The organism is Aeromonas aquatica (genome assembly GCF_000764655.1).
Taxonomy (GTDB): Bacteria; Pseudomonadota; Gammaproteobacteria; order Enterobacterales; family Aeromonadaceae; genus Aeromonas; species Aeromonas aquatica.
Genome location: NZ_JRGL01000028.1, coordinates 14111 through 31570, shown reverse-complemented (window position 1 = coordinate 31570; position 17460 = coordinate 14111). Strand labels below are relative to the sequence as shown.

General features: G+C 59.0%; 23 protein-coding genes. 21 read left to right on the top strand and 2 right to left on the bottom strand.

What is annotated here, in order from left to right; all coding sequences use genetic code 11:
• Together LG30_RS0106640 and umuD are read right to left on the bottom strand one after the other, a co-directional pair.
• The coding region (locus LG30_RS0106640; protein WP_033129935.1) for a Y-family DNA polymerase at positions 1–933 on the bottom strand (933 nt) is incomplete at its 3' end.
• Positions 930–1352: a translesion error-prone DNA polymerase V autoproteolytic subunit gene (umuD, locus tag LG30_RS0106635; protein WP_033129934.1), complete on the bottom strand. Its 423-nt coding sequence runs from the start codon at positions 1350–1352 to the stop codon at positions 930–932. The genes LG30_RS0106640 and umuD, both read right to left, overlap by 4 nt.
• 122 nt (positions 1353–1474) lie before the next feature.
• Between umuD and LG30_RS0106630 the strand changes: the two genes are divergently transcribed.
• The 21 genes from LG30_RS0106630 to LG30_RS0106530 all read left to right on the top strand — a co-directional run bounded on the left by LG30_RS0106630 (position 1475) and on the right by LG30_RS0106530 (position 17435).
• The gene (locus LG30_RS0106630) at positions 1475–1669 is read left to right on the top strand and encodes a DUF3283 family protein (RefSeq protein ID WP_033129933.1); all 195 of its coding nucleotides are present in this window, start codon (positions 1475–1477) and stop codon (positions 1667–1669) included.
• Between the two features lie 21 nt (positions 1670–1690).
• Positions 1691–1915, top strand: a complete 225-nt coding sequence (locus LG30_RS0106625; protein WP_033129932.1) for a hypothetical protein — start codon at positions 1691–1693, stop codon at positions 1913–1915.
• 351 nt (positions 1916–2266) lie between these two features.
• Entirely contained in the window at positions 2267–2734 is a 468-nt protein-coding gene (locus LG30_RS21380; protein WP_081966029.1) for a type VI secretion system PAAR protein, read from the top strand.
• A gap of 10 nt (positions 2735–2744) precedes the next feature.
• Positions 2745–3725, top strand: coding sequence for an S-type pyocin domain-containing protein (locus LG30_RS0106615; protein WP_161785820.1), 981 nt, complete (start codon positions 2745–2747; stop codon positions 3723–3725).
• A complete protein-coding gene (locus tag LG30_RS0106610; protein ID WP_033129931.1) occupies positions 3722–4216 on the top strand; it encodes a DUF6392 family protein in 495 nt (164 codons plus the stop codon). The genes LG30_RS0106615 and LG30_RS0106610 overlap by 4 nt, the downstream gene beginning before the upstream one ends.
• Positions 4217–4364: 148 nt before the next feature.
• The gene (locus tag LG30_RS0106605) at positions 4365–4577 is read left to right on the top strand and encodes a hypothetical protein (RefSeq protein WP_033129930.1); all 213 of its coding nucleotides are present in this window, start codon (positions 4365–4367) and stop codon (positions 4575–4577) included.
• The gene (locus LG30_RS0106600) at positions 4574–5065 is read left to right on the top strand and encodes a lysozyme (protein WP_033129929.1); all 492 of its coding nucleotides are present in this window, start codon (positions 4574–4576) and stop codon (positions 5063–5065) included. Before LG30_RS0106605 ends, LG30_RS0106600 begins: the two co-directional genes overlap by 4 nt.
• Positions 5065–5619, top strand: coding sequence for a DUF2514 family protein (locus LG30_RS0106595; protein WP_033129928.1), 555 nt, complete (start codon positions 5065–5067; stop codon positions 5617–5619). Before LG30_RS0106600 ends, LG30_RS0106595 begins: the two co-directional genes overlap by 1 nt.
• Before the next feature lie 37 nt (positions 5620–5656).
• Positions 5657–5842, top strand: a complete 186-nt coding sequence (locus LG30_RS0106590) for a hypothetical protein (protein ID WP_005906227.1) — start codon at positions 5657–5659, stop codon at positions 5840–5842.
• 195 nt (positions 5843–6037) lie between these two features.
• Positions 6038–6712 (top strand): terminase, encoded by a 675-nt coding sequence (locus LG30_RS0106585; protein WP_238566389.1) that lies wholly within the window; start codon positions 6038–6040, stop codon positions 6710–6712.
• The gene (locus tag LG30_RS0106580) at positions 6709–8409 is read left to right on the top strand and encodes a terminase large subunit (protein WP_238566388.1); all 1701 of its coding nucleotides are present in this window, start codon (positions 6709–6711) and stop codon (positions 8407–8409) included. The genes LG30_RS0106585 and LG30_RS0106580 overlap by 4 nt, the downstream gene beginning before the upstream one ends.
• Positions 8409–10535: a portal protein gene (locus LG30_RS0106575; protein ID WP_033129926.1), complete on the top strand. Its 2127-nt coding sequence runs from the start codon at positions 8409–8411 to the stop codon at positions 10533–10535. Before LG30_RS0106580 ends, LG30_RS0106575 begins: the two co-directional genes overlap by 1 nt.
• Before the next feature lie 197 nt (positions 10536–10732).
• Complete coding sequence (locus LG30_RS0106570) at positions 10733–11665, top strand: hypothetical protein (RefSeq protein WP_033129925.1); 933 nt, start codon at positions 10733–10735, stop codon at positions 11663–11665.
• 71 nt (positions 11666–11736) lie between these two features.
• Positions 11737–12954 carry a phage capsid family protein gene (locus LG30_RS0106565; protein WP_033129924.1) on the top strand — a complete coding sequence of 406 codons (1218 nt, stop codon included), beginning with the start codon at positions 11737–11739 and terminating at the stop codon, positions 12952–12954.
• Positions 12955–13017: 63 nt separating this feature from the next.
• A complete protein-coding gene (locus LG30_RS0106560; RefSeq protein WP_033129923.1) occupies positions 13018–13407 on the top strand; it encodes a hypothetical protein in 390 nt (129 codons plus the stop codon).
• 66 nt (positions 13408–13473) lie between these two features.
• The gene (locus tag LG30_RS0106555) at positions 13474–13914 is read left to right on the top strand and encodes a hypothetical protein (protein ID WP_033129922.1); all 441 of its coding nucleotides are present in this window, start codon (positions 13474–13476) and stop codon (positions 13912–13914) included.
• A 2-nt stretch (positions 13915–13916) separates the two neighbouring features.
• Entirely contained in the window at positions 13917–14498 is a 582-nt protein-coding gene (locus tag LG30_RS0106550) for a hypothetical protein (RefSeq protein ID WP_033129921.1), read from the top strand.
• Positions 14499–14510: 12 nt separating this feature from the next.
• Positions 14511–15188, top strand: coding sequence for a phage adaptor protein (locus LG30_RS0106545; RefSeq protein WP_033129920.1), 678 nt, complete (start codon positions 14511–14513; stop codon positions 15186–15188).
• A gap of 9 nt (positions 15189–15197) precedes the next feature.
• Positions 15198–16916, top strand: coding sequence for a phage head spike fiber domain-containing protein (locus tag LG30_RS0106540; protein WP_033129919.1), 1719 nt, complete (start codon positions 15198–15200; stop codon positions 16914–16916).
• Positions 16913–17143, top strand: a complete 231-nt coding sequence (locus tag LG30_RS0106535) for a hypothetical protein (RefSeq protein WP_033129918.1) — start codon at positions 16913–16915, stop codon at positions 17141–17143. Before LG30_RS0106540 ends, LG30_RS0106535 begins: the two co-directional genes overlap by 4 nt.
• Complete coding sequence (locus tag LG30_RS0106530) at positions 17136–17435, top strand: hypothetical protein (RefSeq protein ID WP_033129917.1); 300 nt, start codon at positions 17136–17138, stop codon at positions 17433–17435. Before LG30_RS0106535 ends, LG30_RS0106530 begins: the two co-directional genes overlap by 8 nt.
• Positions 17436–17460 lie beyond the last annotated feature (25 nt).

Here is a 17460-nt window from a genome sequence, read left to right as displayed (position 1 = left end):
CACCTGGTTGCCGTAATAGGGCTCCCGGTCGCTGAACGGGCTGGTACGAATGAACAGCGTCACATGGCGGCAGCACATCCCTTCTGCCCGGAGCTTCTCGGCCGCCCGCTCCATGTAGCCGGCCAGCGCCTGGTGCATGGGGCCGATCTGGGTGATGCGCTCGCCGAAGCTCCGGCTGCAGATGATCTGCTGTTTGGCCTGGGCCTCTTGCTCCAACTCGGCGCAGGGGATCCCCCGCAGCTCCTGCACGGTGCGCTCCACGACTACGCCATACCGGCGGCGCAGGCTCTTGGGGTCAGCAGCGACCAGTTCCGCCACCGTCTTGATGCCCTGAGTCTCTAACTTGGCCGACAGCCGCCGGCCGATACCCCATATCTCGTCCACCGGGGTGATCGCCATGAGCTTGGCGCGTCGCGCTTCATCCCGCAGATCTACCACTCCGCCGGTGGCCGGCCACTTCTTGGCGGCGTAGTTCGCCAGCTTGGCCAGGGTCTTTGTTGGCGCAATGCCGACTCCGACGGTGAGGCCGGTCCACTGCTGCACCCGTTCGCGGACTTGGCGGCCATAAGTCACCAGGTCGCCAGCCCAGCTCTCGCTCAACTCGATAAACGCCTCGTCGATGCTGTAGACCTCCACCGCCGGGGCCATCCCCTCCAGGATGCTCATCACACGACTCGACATGTCACCGTAGAGGGCGTAGTTGGAGCTGAACCATACCCCACCCATGGCCTCGAAGAACTGGCGGATTTGGAAGTAGGGCACGCCCATCTTGATCCCCAACCTTTTGGCCTCTGCCGAGCGGGCAACCACACAGCCATCGTTGTTGGAGAGTACGACGATCGGCATCCCCTTGAGGTCAGGGCGGAACAGTCGCTCACAGGAGGCGTAGAAGTTGTTCACATCGACCAGGGCAACGGCGCAGTGTTTGTTCATGGTGTTGGCATCAGGTGTACGACGCCGGTCACCACCCCGAAGATTTCCAGTTCCTGCCCTTCACTGAAATGGATGGGGCGATAGGCAGGGTTGCCGGGGAGCAAGGCTACCATGGGATCAAGCTGTAGCTCCTTCACAGTGAACTCGCCATCGATCGCGGCGACCACCACGCTGCCGTGACGCGCCTTGCGGCTGCGGTCCACGATCAGCAGGTCGCCATCGCGGATCCCGTGCTCCACCATGCTGTCACCGGCCGCCCGCACGAAGTAGGTGGCCGCCGGGTGCGCGATGCAGAGCTGGTTCAGGTCGATGGTCTGTTCCACATAGTCCTGAGCGGGGGACGGGAAGCCACAGGCGGCAGGGGAGAGGAACAAGGGGATTTCTAACGCCGGAGCGTCGAGGTCAGGAACTGCAAACATAGTTTTGGCTCACAAGGCTGTATATAAACACAGTATAGCGATGCCCGTGGTGAAGATCACCGTGGAGCGATTGGCTCCGGATTCAGGTAATATCGGCAAGCCCCCTATGCGTGGAGCCGCCAATGTCATTCAATCTGTGCACCCTGCCGAAAGAAGAGCAGGAGAAGGTCGAGGTAGAGAAGGCCGCCGCCTATGCGGTGTGGAAGGAGCGGAACCCCGAGATCAAGGTGCCAGCCGAGAGTGAAGCTGGGAACTACAAGGGGGAGATGCAGGCCTACTTCCTGCAACAGGTAGAGCGGTATCGGAAGGTCAAGTAAACATAAGGACGAGGTAGGAATATGACGAACAAGGAACGATTGGTACAGAGTCTGCTGGCTGGTGTTCAGCATGGAAATACGGATGTGAAATGTGCGGCACTGCTCGCCATAGGAGAAAGTGGCCTGATTGACGAACATCAGCTGGTGAATGCGCTGGAAGATAGTTCGAAGCTGGGTAACACCGATGTAAAGTCAGCAGCGCTGGCGGGGATGGGGCGGATGCTGAGAAATTCAGATCGTCAATGATCCGACGTCCGCCAATATCTGCGATTGCTTGCTATTTGTAGTTGAGTGGCACAAAAACGCCCAATCATAGCCGGAATCCTTTTGAGCCCGGCTTTTTCGTATCCGTCCCGCCTTTACAAGGCTATGCCTTCACCTCGGGGAGTTCGCTGATACAGGTGGTGAAGCGGGGACTGAGTTCAAGGCACAATCACTATCAAAAAACAACTGGTGAAATTGCCGGTTGAATCCTTGCTACTTCTGCTCAGAATGGCCAGGGGTCAATATGATCCTGGCCTTTTCCATTTTTGGGCAATCTCGGTATGCTTTGAACAAGATCAGCATGCCACGTAGTAGCATCACCTGAGTCATATTATGTCTAAGCATGCAGCCAAGGTCGGTAACATAGGAACCGACCATGAAGGTTTTCATCCTACGCCCATAACGGCCGGTTCTCCTGACGTTTTCATCGATGGCATCCCCGCCGCTAGGGTCGGGGACCCACTGGCCCCACATGACAAGCCGAACCATCCGCCGCACCCTCGCAAGATCGCATCAGGCTCATCAACAGTATTCGTGAACGGTAAGCCCCTGGCCATCACAGGTGGCTCTGTTGACTGTGGTGGGGTGATCATCGGTTCGGGAACTGTGATAGTTGGCGATCAGTTCGAGAAGGTTGAATCCAGCTTCAAGCCAGTGGTGGTAGAGAAAGCAACCCCATTCATTTTCGCGAAGTCTAGCTCGGTGCCGCCGACAACCATTGAGGCGGCTACAAGTGCAGAGCCTCTCGCGATGTTCGGTAGAGCCGTGGTACTGGCTCCAATGCCATCTAAAGCCAAGTGAGGAGATGCTGATGTCTGGAGCCACAACCGCAAGTGCGACAACAGAAATCGCACTTGGGAGAATATCTGGCGCCTTGCCAAGTGAATTAGGGGCCTGGGCTCTGCGTTCTAGTGGGGCCGCCTCAGGGGCGTTTCTGATGGCATTTTGGCCATCAGACTTAGGTGATGGAACGCTCTACACGGATGCGCAGTTGCAGGCCATGAGCCGGGCTGCCACGCGGGTCCGTTTCAGATTCATTGAGGATGAACAGGGGCGGATGCAGGTGTATGGGATTCATACCAGCGCCGCCTCTGGAATGGATTCAGTGCCAATCGTGCAAGCCCGGCATGAGGGGAGCACACTGGTGGCAGCAGTTCCGGGCGGACCGACGTTGACCTGGTACCCGGATAGCAGTGGCGAAGTGCCGGATGCCAGCAGTTACTATCCGGAGCGGGATGGCATGGAGGTATCGAACATTTTGGTTCGCCCCATCCCCGAAGCCCCTGATGCAGAGCTTGAAACATTCCCGGCCAGCGGGGATGACCTGGAAGATTGCATCATAACCTTCCCTGCATCATCAGGGGTTCCACCGCTATATCTGGTTTTCAGCAAGCCGCCGGTGAAATTACTGGAAGTCGATACCTACAGAGGATTTCAGGGGAGACCAAGGGCAGGCACTCATGCTGATCACATGCCATCAGCAGCGGCGATTGAGCGCTATTTGCTTGAGACCTTTCCGGGGTTAACATCCTCAGAAATAGGAGGGCTTAAGAAGGATGTTGCAGCCTTAATAATTCCTGCCTCGGTTCACCAGAAATGTAGTGAAACCTATGGTGGAAGGAATACCTCTTCGCAGATTGAAAAAGACTCGAAGGACTTAAAAAAAGCCGTAGACAGCAACTTTGATATGGTTAAGAAGTGTTTGCTGGATGAAGGGTATGACAATGCTGAAATCGAGCGGGCAAGGCAGGAAATGCACCAAGTGAATAAAGAACAGGGGTGGTACAAATGACGGTGGATGCTAAAGCTTTAATCAATGGCCTTGGACTCACATATGAGGCCATGCTCGAAGCCGAGATGATACCCTATAAGACGAAGCCAAAAGGGGATTCAGGTAGTCCGTATATTACGCTGAACATGGCAAAGGAAGGGGTGTTTTTGACATTTGACCGAGTGTCGAGAAAACTCATCGAGGTCGATCTTGAGCTGATTAGAGAGGGGGATGATAAGTATGTATTCCCTAATGAGGTACCTTCTCCTCTCTGGAGTGTTATGTTGCGCTCCGATGTAAGAGCCAAGTTTGGTGTACCTGCAAACTCCCTCCCACCTTACAGGCTTATAAATCGCAAGAAAGGTGGTACAGATCACTATGTCCTCGAGAAGGGAGGGAAAAAGGTGAGTATGTTGCTGAGCTATGACTTAGAACAGAGAGCAACTACTGTCGGTTTTAAACCAACAGAGCTTGTGCAGTGGAAGGAGCTGGATCCGTCTCTGCTGCTGTAGTTGCTAGTTCGGTGTCCCCCTGTATCTGTTGAAAGTTCTGCTTTGGAGCGTTAGCATCTACCCATCATGGTCAGAGTCTCACCGACTCTGGCCTTTTTCGTTTCTGGCCCGCCTCGTGCGGGCTTTGTCGTTTCTGGAGGGGCGATGCATGGGGAAAGAAGAAGAGCTCGCGACGGCTGCGGCCGCTGCGGGGGTGGCAAAGAGCGCACCGCCGGTAGTGGTGTCCGGCATGACGCTGGCCGGGTACTCGCTCAATGACTGGGTGCTGGCTGCCACGTTGATGTGGATAGCGGTTCAGATGGGCTGGTTCATCTGGTCGAATATCATCAAGCCACGCCGCCAGCAGGGAGGTGCAGAATGAACAAGGTCCGCATTGCCATTGCCGCGCTCAGCCTGAGTGCAGCGGGCTTTGTGGGGCTCCTGAATCGGGAGGGGTTTGAACCAACGGCTTACCCCGACCCGGTACACGGTACCAAGCTCCCCACTATCGGCTTTGGGAGCACCGAGGGGGTCAAGATGGGTGACACCATCACGCCCGTCGCTGCGGTGAACAGGAGCCTTCGGGAGGTGCGGGTGTTCGAGGATTCCCTCAAGGCCTGCATCCAGGCTCCCCTCCATCAGTATGAGTTCGACGCCTATGTCGAGCTCTCCCACAACATCGGCCCTGGGGCCTTCTGTCGCTCCACCATCGTGAAGCGCCTGAACGTTGGCGACTACCCAGGGGCCTGTGAGGCGATCCTGCTGTTCAAGCGTGCTGGCAACCAAGACTGCTCGGCACCCGGGAACCGGGTATGTCCCGGGCTGTGGAAAGACCGGCTGCGCCTCAATGCTAAGTGCAAGGGGGAGTGATGGTGACGACTCCGCAAAGCAGGGCGTTGCCGTTCCTGGCCGGCGCCCTGGTGATAGCCGCCCTGGCCGGTGGTGGGGGGGCGCTCTACTGGTCCGGTCAAGCCGATGGGAAGGAAGGGGAGCGCAAGACCTGGCAGGCGAAGTGGGATGAAGAGGCTACCCGTCTGGCCACGGCCAGGACCAAGGCAGAGCTGGAGGCCCGGGAAGAAGAGCTGCGCCGCCAGGCAGAAATCGATGAGGTGAGAGACCATGCACAAGAACAAATCGCCCAAGCACAAGCTGATGCCGCTACTGCTGGCCTTGAGTCTGGCCGGCTGCGTGAGCAAGCCCGCCGCCTGGCAGCCCGAGCAAGTCAGTGCGCCAGCTATTCCGGCACTGCCCAAGGAGGCCAGGCAGCCGAACAGCCTGCAATGGTGCTCGCCGACCTGCTCAGCCGGGCTGACGAAAGAGCGGGTGAGCTGGCAGCAGCGTATGACAGAGCTCGAGCATCAGGACTAGCCTGTGAACGAGCCTATGACTCCCTGCGCACCGCAACCATGAAACCCCGCCCATAACGGCGGGGTTTGTCTTTCTGGGGAAGGGGAGAAGGTGATGCAGATGAACTGGAGCAGTGAAGTGATAAACGGTATCGACGTGACTGGGGTGATCGCCAGCGTAGAGCACTACGACGGAGGCGAGGCCCTGGTTGTTCTTTCCTCCGGTGTTTCCGTTGTGGTACCGGCTACTCACAAGCCGGTACCTGGTGACACCATCGTTGAAGGCGAGCTATCTCTCTAAATGGCAAAGACCGACTGGGCAGAGCTCAATGCAGAATTCCTGCAGGAGCATGAAGCGACCGGCATCAGTGCGAAAGACTGGTGCGATAGCCGCGGCCTTAACTACAACTCGGCGCGTCGCTATTTGAAATCTCGGGGGCAATCCCCTGCGCAACCCGATAAATCTCGCGTAGCTGCGCAATCTGCGCATCCAGAAGTGCGCAAAACTGCGCAATCTGCGCAAAGTGCGCAACCCAAGGGGAATGAGGCCAAGACCAAAGGGGGAGAAGGAAGAGGGGGAAGGTCATCCTCATCCACTCAGACCCCAGCTGACTCAGGCCAGGATGCGAAAACCAACGGCCGTGACAATGGTGGCCGCTTCATCGAGGGGAACCCTGGCAATCCCAACCCGCCCAACCAGTGGAATCCCGGCGACCGGCCGGCATTGACCCACGGCGGCTATGCCAAGTTCCTCGACTCACAGGAGTTGTTCGACGAGGCCCGCGAGCTGAGACTGCGGGACGAGCTCGACTTCACCCGAGCTCGTGTCATCTCCGTCACCAAGCTGCTCAAGGGGCTGCAGCAGGACCTGGCCACAGCCAGCGAGATGGCTGACCGCATTGCGCTCTACGACAAGATCCTGAAAGCCGAGCAGGCCCTCGACCGCAACATCCAGCGGATTGAGTCTATCGAGCGGACCCTGAGTGCCCTACGGATCGACGAGGTGAGCGTGCCGAAGATTGAGGAAGATACTCGGCGCATCCGGGCTGCAGCCCGCAAGCTGACCGCCGAAGCCGACAGGCTGGAGAAGGATGGCGGCAGCGAGGCTACTCCGGTCAGCGAGATGGTCACAGAGCTGCAGGGGATGGGGACTGGGGGGCTGATGTCGTGAGTGACGCCATCGATACCTCCGCCATGACTGAGCAGGAGCAGATGGCCTACATCCGTTCGAAGCTCAGCGACAAGTGGTGGCGGATGAACAACCTCTACATGATCGAGAATGAGCAGGGCAAGCTGGTGCGCTTCCGGTTGCGCCCGGCGCAGGAGCTGCTGTTCCGGACCATGTGGTACCTGAACATCGTCCTCAAGGCGCGTCAGCTCGGGTTCTCCACGGCCATCGACATCTACCTGCTGGACGAGGCGCTGTTCAACAACAACCTCAAGTGCGGGATCATCGCTCAGGATCTGACGGCGGCCGGCGAGATATACCGCACCAAGATTGAAGTGCCCTTCGATAACCTGCCGGGCTGGCTCAAGGCCCAGTTCAAGGTGGTGACCCGGCGCGGCGGTGCGAACGGCGGCCATATTCTGTTTCGGCATGGCTCCAGCATCCAGGTGGCCACCTCCTTCCGGTCCGGTACCGTCCAGCGCCTGCATGTCTCCGAGCACGGGAAGATCTGCGCCAAGTACCCCGAGAAGGCCAAGGAGGTGCGCACCGGTACCCTCAACGCCATTCACCCTGGGGCGATCGCCTTTATCGAGAGCACAGCGGAAGGGGTGGGCGGCGACTTTCACAGCATGAGCATGAAGTCTCTGGAGCTGGCGCGAGCCTCTGGTGAGCTGAGCCAGCTCGACTGGAAGTTTCATTTCTTCGCCTGGTGGCAAGACCCCAAGTATCGCGCCGACGTTCCCGCGTCTGGCGTGGTGATGAGCAAGACCCAAGCCGAGTATTTCGCCGCTGTCGAGAAGGCGATGGGTTGCACCATCAGCGACGAACAGCGCCAGTGGTACGTACTCAAGGAGGCGAACCAGGGCGCAGAGATGAAACAGGAGTTCCCCAGCACGCCGCTGGAGGCGTTTCTGACCTCTGGGCGTAGGGTATTCGACCCCATCGTTACGATGGAGGCAGAGGGCGACTGCATGGCCCCGCTCATCGTCTATGACATGGACCCGGTTACCGGCAGGCGCGAGAAGGCTCGCAAGCCGGAGAAGTTGGACGAGCAGGGACAGCGCTCGCTCGAGAACATGCTGCTGGTCTGGGAGCTGCCAGATCCCGACGAGGATTACGCCATCGGCGCCGATGTGGCTGAAGGTCTGGAACATGGTGACCGTTCATCCTTTGACGTTGTGGCCAAGAGTGACGGCCGGCAGGTGGCCCACTGGTTCGGGCACCTGGATCCCGGGCTGTTTGCCCAACTGCTAGCACATGTGGGCAAGTTGTACGGCACCGCCGAGCATGGCCCAGCCTTCATTGGCCCAGAGCGAAACAACCACGGCCACGCCGTGTTGCTGGCCCTGCGGGATCACTACCCGGTGCGCCGCATCTATGCCCAGGAATACATCGACCGGGACCGCGACGACGAGACGCCGCGCCTTGGCTGGCTCACAACCCGGCAATCCAAGCCGATCGTGGTTGATGGCCTCAAAGACCTGATGCGTGCCGGCCAGTCCGGGATCCGCTGGATAGGCACAATTCACGAGGCAACCACCTACGTCTACGACAAAAGCGGCAGCATGAACGCCCAGACCGGTTGTTACGACGACCAGTTGATGAGCTACATGATCGCCCAAGAGATGCGAGCCCGCATGCCTGCCCGCATCGTCAAATCCGAAACCACCCGTAAACCCAAGCACTGGATGGCCAACTGATGAACCAGACCCAACGCAAGGCCCCCGAACAGGGAGGCTTCGATACCTCACGCCTGCTCAACCTGATGAGCGACATTGATGGCCAGCCAGATTGGCGCACCATGGCGAACAGAGCGTGCGCCTACTATGACGGTGACCAGCTGCCGCCCGAGGTCGTCAAGGTGCTCGAGGAGCGCGGGCAGCCCATCACCATTCACAACCTGATCGCCCCCACCATTGACGGTGTGCTGGGCATGGAGGCCAAGAGCCGCACCGATCTGATGGTCATTGCCGACGACCATGATGATGAGCTGGAACAGATGGCCGAGGCCGTCAATGCGGAATACGCCGACATGTGCCGGCTTGGTGGATTGGATCGCGCCCGGGGGGAAGCCTACGCAGGTCAGATCAAGACTGGCATCGGCTGGGTGGAGGTGCGCCGCAATGATGACCCTTTCGGCCCACGCTACCGGTTCAGCAATGTGCCGCGAGACGAGGTTTATTGGGATTGGCATAGCCGTGAGCCCGATTTTAGTGATAACAGATGGTTGATGCGCCGCCGCTGGGTGGATCTGGATGAGGCAAAGACCATGTTCCCAAGCAAGGTCGAGGCACTCACCTGGGGGGTGAACGACTGGGACGGGTTTGTCAGCCTCAACACCATAGAAGGGATGGACCCCAACCTTGCCAGCGCCTTTGAGGAGTGGGGACACTTCGACCGCAAACAGGTCGAGTGGTGCAGTCGCAATCGGGATCGTGTGTTGCTGCAGGTGGTCTACTACCGCACCTACACCATGCGTCAGGTGCTGATGCTCGACTCTGGCCGGGCGCTGGAGTATGACAAGACCAATCAGCTGCACCTGGCTGCTGTGGCCATGGGGCGCGCCAAGCTGGAACGCTGCCCGGTGGCCGTGATCCGCGAGTCCTGGTTCGTCGGCCCCCATCATCTGGTGGACCGACCCTGCACAGCCCCTCACAACATGTATCCGCTGGTCCCGTTCTGGGGTTACCGCAAAGACCGCACCGGCGAGCCGTATGGCCTGATTGCCCGGGCGATGCCAGCGCAGGACGAGGTGAACCTGCGCCGTATCAAGCTCACCTTCCTGCTGCAGGCCAAGCGCGTCATCATGGACAAGGACGCCACCAACATGAGCCGGGATCAGGTGCTGGAACAGGTAGAGCGCCCTGATGGCTATATCGAGCTCAATCCAGACCGAGCGAACAAGACCAGCGTGAGTGATGCCTTCAAGGTGGAGCAGGACTTCAACGTCGCCGCCCAGCAGTTCCAGGTGATGCAGGATTCAGTGAAGCTGATCCAGGACACCATGGGGGTTTATGCAGCCTTCTTGGGGCAGGGCTCCACCGGTCAATCGGGTGTGGCTATCAGCAACCTGGTAGAGCAGGGGGCCACCACACTCTCCGAGATCAACGACAACTACCGGATGGGCTGCCAGCAGGTGGGTCAGTTGGCGCTCTCGTATCTGCTGGAAGACATGGCCAGTAAGCGCAACTACAAGGTTACCGTCAATCGCGACGATCCGCGCCGCCGCAAGGCCGTTGTGATCAACGTGGAGCAGGAGGACGGCAAGCTCACCAACGATGTGACACGGTTGCGGGCCCATATCGCACTGGCGCCGATCCAGCAGACTGCCGCCTACAAGCAGCAACTGGCCGAGCGGATGACCCAGGCCATGTCGCAACTTCCGCCTGAGGCTGCCGGCGCATGCTTTGACCTGCTGGTCGAGCTGATGGATGTACCGCGCAAGGCCGAGTTCGTGGAGCGGATCCGCAACGCGCTGAACATCCAGAAGGATCCGGAGGAAATGACCGACGAGGAGCGCGCCGCCGCCGAACAGCAGGCCCAGCAGCAACAGATGGAGCAGGAGCTGGCCATGCGCGAGATGCAGGCAAAGCTGGCAGAGCTTGAGGGTAAGGCCGCCAAGTGGCAAGCGGAGGCCCAGCGCATAACCAAGCTGACCGACTCTATCCGGTTCGAGGATGCGCTCAAGCAGGCTCAGACCGGCAAGACCTTGCAGGAGATGGAGCTACTGGTTGCTGAGCAAGAGGGGATCCAGGCCGAGCAGGCAGTCCTGCAAACCCAGCTTCTGGACACCATTCAGCAGCAGATTGACGCCATCACTCTCTGATAGTTGCTTTCCTCACCGCCCAGCGTTAGGATTTCCCCAACATGGCCCAGTCTCTCGAGATTGGGCCTTTTTCATTTCCAGACCCGGCCATTGTGCCGGGTTTTTTTGTGCCCAGCCCAAGCCGGGGAGTGCTATCCCCGAGAGCATTCCCCCGCTTGGGCAGCGATACCACCCACTGAAAACCCACGAGGACAACAATGGATACGAACATCGACAACCTGACCGGGACTGAAAGCCTGGATGAACTGGAAGCCATGCTGGCCGAGATCGAGCGAGAGCCCGATACCGAGCTAGGTGATGGCACTGCTACCGAGGAAAAGGACGTAGACACCGCGCCGTCGGCGGTCGAAGTAGTAGCCGGTACCGAACAAGCCAACGTCCATCAGGAAGGTGAAGTGGCCACGGAGCCTGAGAAGGTGATCCTGGCCAAGAGCGGTCAACACACCATCCCGTATGAGGTGCTGGAGCAGGCACGCAATGAGGCCAAGGTATTGCGTGAGCAGTTGGCCAACTCGCAGCAGTCTCAGGCCGAACGGGACAAGTTGCAGGCGCTGCTGGAGAAGCACGGGATTAACCCCGATGCAGATCCGGACCAGCTCGACCTGCAAGAAGTGGAGCAACTGGCGCAGGACTACCCGGAAATCGGTAAAGCCCTGACAGCGATGGCCAACAAGATCCATCGACTGGAACAGCCTGCTGCTCAACCGGTTCAACCTGCCACCAATCCGGTGCAGGCCGCACTGCAGGCGGTACCTGACCTGGTGGACTGGCGGGAGAAGGACCAAGACCGCTTCGACTTCGCCATCATCGTTGATGAAAAGCTCCAGGTTGATCCAACGTGGCAAGGTAAGTCACTGGATGAGCGATTTGCAGAGGCTGCTCGTCGCACCAAGCTGGCCTTTGGTGATGCTGTGGATACTGCTCCACCGCCCGCCAAGGCACCCAGCAAGGCAGCAGATAAGCCTGCTGACTTTATCCCGTCTAGCCCTTCGGCTCTCGGCCAGACCCATCATGCAGCACCAACCGGAGTGGAGCGCTATGGCGCCATGTCTCAAGCCGAGCTTATCGGCGAGATGGGCGCCATGACAGAAGCCCAAATGGAGGCGCTGCTGGAACAGGCCGGGTACTAACCAACAACCCGTTTATACAAGCCAACCCCGACCACTGTGTCGGGGTTTTTGTTTTCATGTAGGAGAGGACCATGACCCAAGTCACCTCGGTGCAAGCCAACAAGATTTTGCAGGCGGCACTGTTCACGTCTGCCAACCGTTCTCAGTCGCTGGTGAACATGCTGACTGAAGAGGCGCCGAAGGGCGTGAAAATTAATGACGGAAAGCAGACTCACCATGGCGCCCCCGTTGTTCGTATCTCAGATCTCAGCAAGGGTGCTGGCGATGAAGTGGACATGCAGCTGTTCCACCAACTGTCTGGCCGTCCGACCATGGGCGACAAGAAGCTGGCCGGGCGCCTCGAAAGCATGTCCTTCGCCGACTTCTCGCTCAAAATCAGCCAGACCCGCCATGGTGTGGATGCTGGCGGCAAGATGAGCCAAAAGCGTACCAAGCACGATCTCATCAAAACTGCTCGTGCCCTGCTGGCGGATGGGTACTACGGCCGTCTGGTTGACCAACGCGGCTTCGCTCAGTTGGCTGGGTCCCGTGGTGACTACGCTGCCCACGATATCATCCTGCCACTGGCGGATGATCCTGAGTTTGCGGAGATCATGATCAACCCGCTGACTGCGCCGACCTATGATCGCCACTTCTTCGGTGGGGATGCGACTACCTTCGAAGCCATTGATGCAGCTGATCGGTTCAATCTCGGTTGCGTGGACAACATGGCGCTCTACCTGGCGGAGATGGCCAACCCCATCCAGCCGATCCGAATGGTAGCCGACCCGTCCGGTGGCGAGCCGCTCTATGTGCTCTACGTTACCCCGCGCCAGTGGCACGATTTCTACACATCCAGCTCCGGTAAAGACTGGAACGCCATGCTGGCCGCCGTGGCAGAACGAGCCAAAGGCTGGAACCACCCCATCTTCCGCGGAGAAGGTGCTATGTGGCGTGGCATCTTGGTCAAGCAGTACAAGGGCATGCCTATCCGCTTCAACCAAGGCAGCACAGTCAAGGTGTGTGCGGCCAACTCCACGACCGGCGTGGAAGTGGACAAGACTGCCGGCACCCTGATCGACCGTGCCGTACTGCTAGGAGGCCAGGCACTGGCTAATGCCTTCGGCTCTGGCGAGCAGGGCGGCTCTTTCGGCATGCACCAAGAGCCGACCGACCACGGCAACTCGAACGAGATCTCTATCCGTTGGGTGTCCGGTCTGCAGAAGATCCGCTTCAAGCAGAAGAACGGCAACGTTCAGGATCATGGCTGCATGGCACTGGATACCGCAGTGAGCCCGGTAGGCCGCTAATCGATTCGAGCCCTAGTCTTGGGCTCGCTTTACCCCATTCAAGTCTGAAAGAAGGACCATATCATGGCCAAAATTAACCTGATCGCCACCTGCCGACGCTGGTTCGTCGGTACCTTCGGCAACCTTTCAATTTCCCCGACCTTCATCGCCAAGCTGGCGGCCGTGCCTGCCGGTGATGTGATTGTGTTTGGTGACAAGGTGGAGCCGAACCTCAAGGTGGTGGGTGTGTCCCTGATTGCCGGCGCGCTGGGTGCAAGTACCACGCTGACCGTAAAGGTCGGTACCACCACTATTGTGAATGCCGAGAACACGGTTGCTGCTGTGGCCAAGTACATCCCCGTGGATGACTATGTGACCGATGAGGGTCAGGATCTCACTCTCACGGTGGGCGGCGGTGTCGCAACCGGTACCGTCAAGCTCAAACTGCATTACGAAGTGATCGGCAACCTCTAAGGCTGCCCATCATGCTGCGCCCGGCCCTGTGCCGGGCGTTTCTATTTCTGGATTGGAGAGACAACCGTGAGCGACAAGATTGCTGTGGTTTACATCGGCGACAAGCCGAGCAAGAAAGACACCGTCACCGGTTCCCGCCTGGTGTTCCCTCGTCACAAGCCGGTGGATGTGGAGAGCCACATCGCCATGCAACTGCTGGAGTTCCCCTCTGTGTGGCGCCGTTCCGAAGAGCTGGGGGATGTGAAGGCTCAACAAGAAGCGCTGGAACAGGCTGCGATTGAAGAGGCTGAGCGCCTGGCTGCGGAAGAAGCTCGCCAGGCCGAAGAGCAGAGCATGGTTGTCGGTGACCGTGATCTGGCCAAGCTCACCTCTGCTCAACTGGCCACCCTGGTGGAGGGGGAAGATCTGGATATCGAGCCGCAGGGCCCGCAAGAGAAGGTACCCGATTACCGGGTGCGCGTGCGTAATGCGCTGAAAGCCAAGCTGGCTGCCAGCCTGGAGGGCTAACCATGCAGATGGTGCCGCGTGAGCAGTTCCTACCAACCGTCAGGATGCACATCACTGGCCCGCTGGAGATCATGCTGGAGGAGGCCGTCACTGAGGCGGCCATTACCTTCTGCCGCGAGTCAGAGCTCATCACCCTGGACCGGTTTATTCGCTCGGCATCAGCAGGGAGCCTGGAGACGGTATGCGATACCGATGGCCTGACCTCCTGCAACGTGCTGCACCTGACCGGTGAGGGTGGCGCGCCCTTTATCAGCGGGCGTGACTACTTCGCAATCTCGACCAACGAGATCAGCGTGCTGACCGACCTGGACAACGTGCGTGTCTGGTTTGCAGCTGCCCCGCTCAAAGGGAGCAAGACGCTGCCGGCTCAGCTCTACGCCGATCATGCCGAGTCCATTGCCCATGGCGTGGCCGCGCTGCTCTATGCCCAGCCAGACCGCCCTTGGTCTGACCCCAAGCGTGCGGGTTACCACCGCGCCGAGTTTGTTGAAGGGTGGCGCCGTGCTGGCCGCTTCCGCAAGCAGCACAGTGCCCCGACTCAGGTCGAGTTCCACAACCCTCCCCGTAAGCACTCATTTTTTTAAAGGACCCCACACATGGCAACCGTTACCGTTGACTCGATCCTCAAGCGAGTAAACACCCTGCTCAACGATCGCACTTGGGTTCGTTGGCCCAAGCAGGAGCTGCTGGACTATTACAACGACGCCGCCAAGGCGATCGTGTTGATGCGTCCGGATGCCCATACCAAGAACGTGCAATTTAACTGTGTCGCCGGTACCAAGCAGAGCTTGCCGGCTGATGCCCTCAGGCTGATCGAGGTACTTCGCAATGCCGATGGCAAGGTGATCCGCTTCGTGCCGCGCCGTGCGCTGGATGACAGCTATCCGGACTGGCATGCGGGCAAGGATGGCACCAGTGTGGCGGCCTACACCTATGACGACCGTGACCCCAAGAATTTCTATCTCTACCCTGGCCCAGCTGCCACGGTGAAAGTGGATGTGATCTACTCCGTTGCCCCGCAATCCAAGGTGCTGACGGATGTCGAGAGCGCAGGTACCCCGGCGTTGGCTGATCTGGATGACATCTACATCAACCCGCTGATCGACTTCATCATGTACCGGGCCTTCTCGAAGGACTCTGAATACAGCGCCAACTCCAATCGGGCGGTGGGTCATTACAACGCCTACCTGCAGCAACTCGGTGAGAAGACCCAGGTTGATGCCAACATGGAGCAGCGCAAGACCGAAGGCTTCTCTCGCGTGACCGGGCAGTAAGGGGGCTGTATGGCTGGAGTGTGGAAGCGTAACGGCACCATTGCCGTCACGAAAGGGAGCAAGAAGGTGGTGGGCACGGGTACCACCTTTGCCGATCCGAAGAATGCTGCAGCAAAAGGGCACCTCTTGGTGATGGTGACTGGCACTGCTGTAGACCTGTATGAGGTGGACTACTCGGAGTCGAACTCGGTGTTTTACCTGGTAGAGGCTTACCGTGGAGATACCGTCACCGGTAAGGCCTATGCCATCGACACATCTCGGACAGACTCCATCCCGGAGTTTGCCCGCCGACTGAACGCCACCCTGGGGGCATATCAGCAGCAGAGTGATGCTTTCCAGGCACTGCTGACCAGTGATGCGGCTACTATCGAGATAACCGCCCCGGATGGCACCAAGCACACCGCGATCCCGTGGAAGCGGGTTACCAGCGAGGGGGAGGGTCAAGCAGCCCGCGCCAAGGTGGAGGCCGACAAGGCGGCGGCCAGCGCGGCGGCGGCAACAAGTGCAGTGCTGGCGGCGCGATTGCCTACGCCGGATGTATCAATCCCGTTCACGACTGACGGACGCATGAAGCATGGCAAGGGGGCTCCCGTGCTCGTTGGTACAACCCCGGTTGCCCAGCTTGTCACCTATGAGCGCCTGGGTGCCCAGACCATGATCGACAAGTCGGGGCGATTGGTAACCGTGCCAGCGGGTGAAATGGCCATAGATCAGCAGGGACTGGCCATTTTCGATCAGTCTACGAACGTTGGGGGGCAGTCAATCGATTGGCCAGCAAGCCAAGGTGCTTTGGCCAGTAGTCCGCTGGTACACTCCGCGCCTGATGAACAAGGTTGGAGGACTGTGTCCGGTAGCGGAGATCCATCTAAGACGGAAGGAATTTATAAGGATTTTGCTGGGATAGCTGTGGTGGACGCTCCCTACACATTCAGCTTGGACATCAAAAAAACGGCCGGGATGAACCTTCGGATTCGCGCCTATGGGATGACTGCAGGCGCAACAGGCATTGATATATCACTGAATGATGCCACAGTTTCCGGGGCTGGCGCGGGTGATGTGTTGGATATGGGGAGCTATTGGCGCGTTGAATGTACCAGGAGTTTCTCAAGCCCCTCCACCAGGCTATTTCGCATTTATCCATTTGGCGCCAATCCTGGTTCTTCGGGGACACTGACCTATCGCCGCATTCAGGTGGAGCAAAAGCCATTCGCCACACCCTACATCGAGAATGCCACATCAGCGCAAACAACCCGTCCGGCGACAACTAAGTGTGACATCCCGTGGCCAGGAAACATGCACCCGCTTGCTGATTGGCAGGAACTGACTATCGCAGTTGAGTTCGATACGGTTGGGCTCCCCGTTTCCCCCTCATCACATAGCATTTTTTATAGCGGCGGCGGCGGGTTTGGTAACTTCATGCAACGGATTGATGCGCCGGGAACGTGGCGAGTTTTACGTGGCCCTGGTGTCGCCCATTCATTTCCTGTATTGCCGCGCCGCAGATACCGCGTGTGCTACCGCATTAACCGCAATGTGTGCGATCTATTCGTAGACGGTGCGAAGGTCGGCTCTACGATAACAGCATCCCCAAACGCCCCAGGAATGCCTGATATCCTGCGGATTGGTTATGCCTTGACCCCTGACCGCTGCCTGAATGGCCACCTGCGCAACTTCACTATCTGGAACTCACCACTCACAGATATTCAGTGTCAGGCTGCCACGTCATGACCCGCCACTACTGCACGGGGCTTGGCTCCGTTACCACGGGAGCCAAGCGCTGCTGCAAGCAGCACGATAACGACTATGGTGCCAAGGGCACGGTATCCCGTGCCGAGGCTGACAGGCGCTTGCGCCACTGCATGATTGCCCAGGGCAAGCCGGTGATGGCCTGGCTGTTCTGGGCCGCCTGCCGCGTGGGCGGCTGGTATTTCTGGAAGGACAAGGCCCATGATTGATCTTTACCTCAAGGCCGGCAGCAAGTCTGCCATGACCACGGCCCTCAAGGCGGCGGGCTTTAGCCAGGATCCCGACGGCGGGGCGCTCTATCATCCTGCCGCCGCGCTCGATGTGATCGGCACCATCTATGCGCCGACCGGCGAGACCACCATGGTGGAGGGCGAGCAGGTGCCGGTGACAGCCCCAGTCCCTGGCTACCATGCCAACGTGCGCACCACATCGGAGGCGCTGGCCACTGCCCTCGATGCCCTGCGGCTCTACCCCGATACGCCCGTGCGAGTGTGGGCATGAGTCCAGAGCTTGCCTCCTGGCGCGC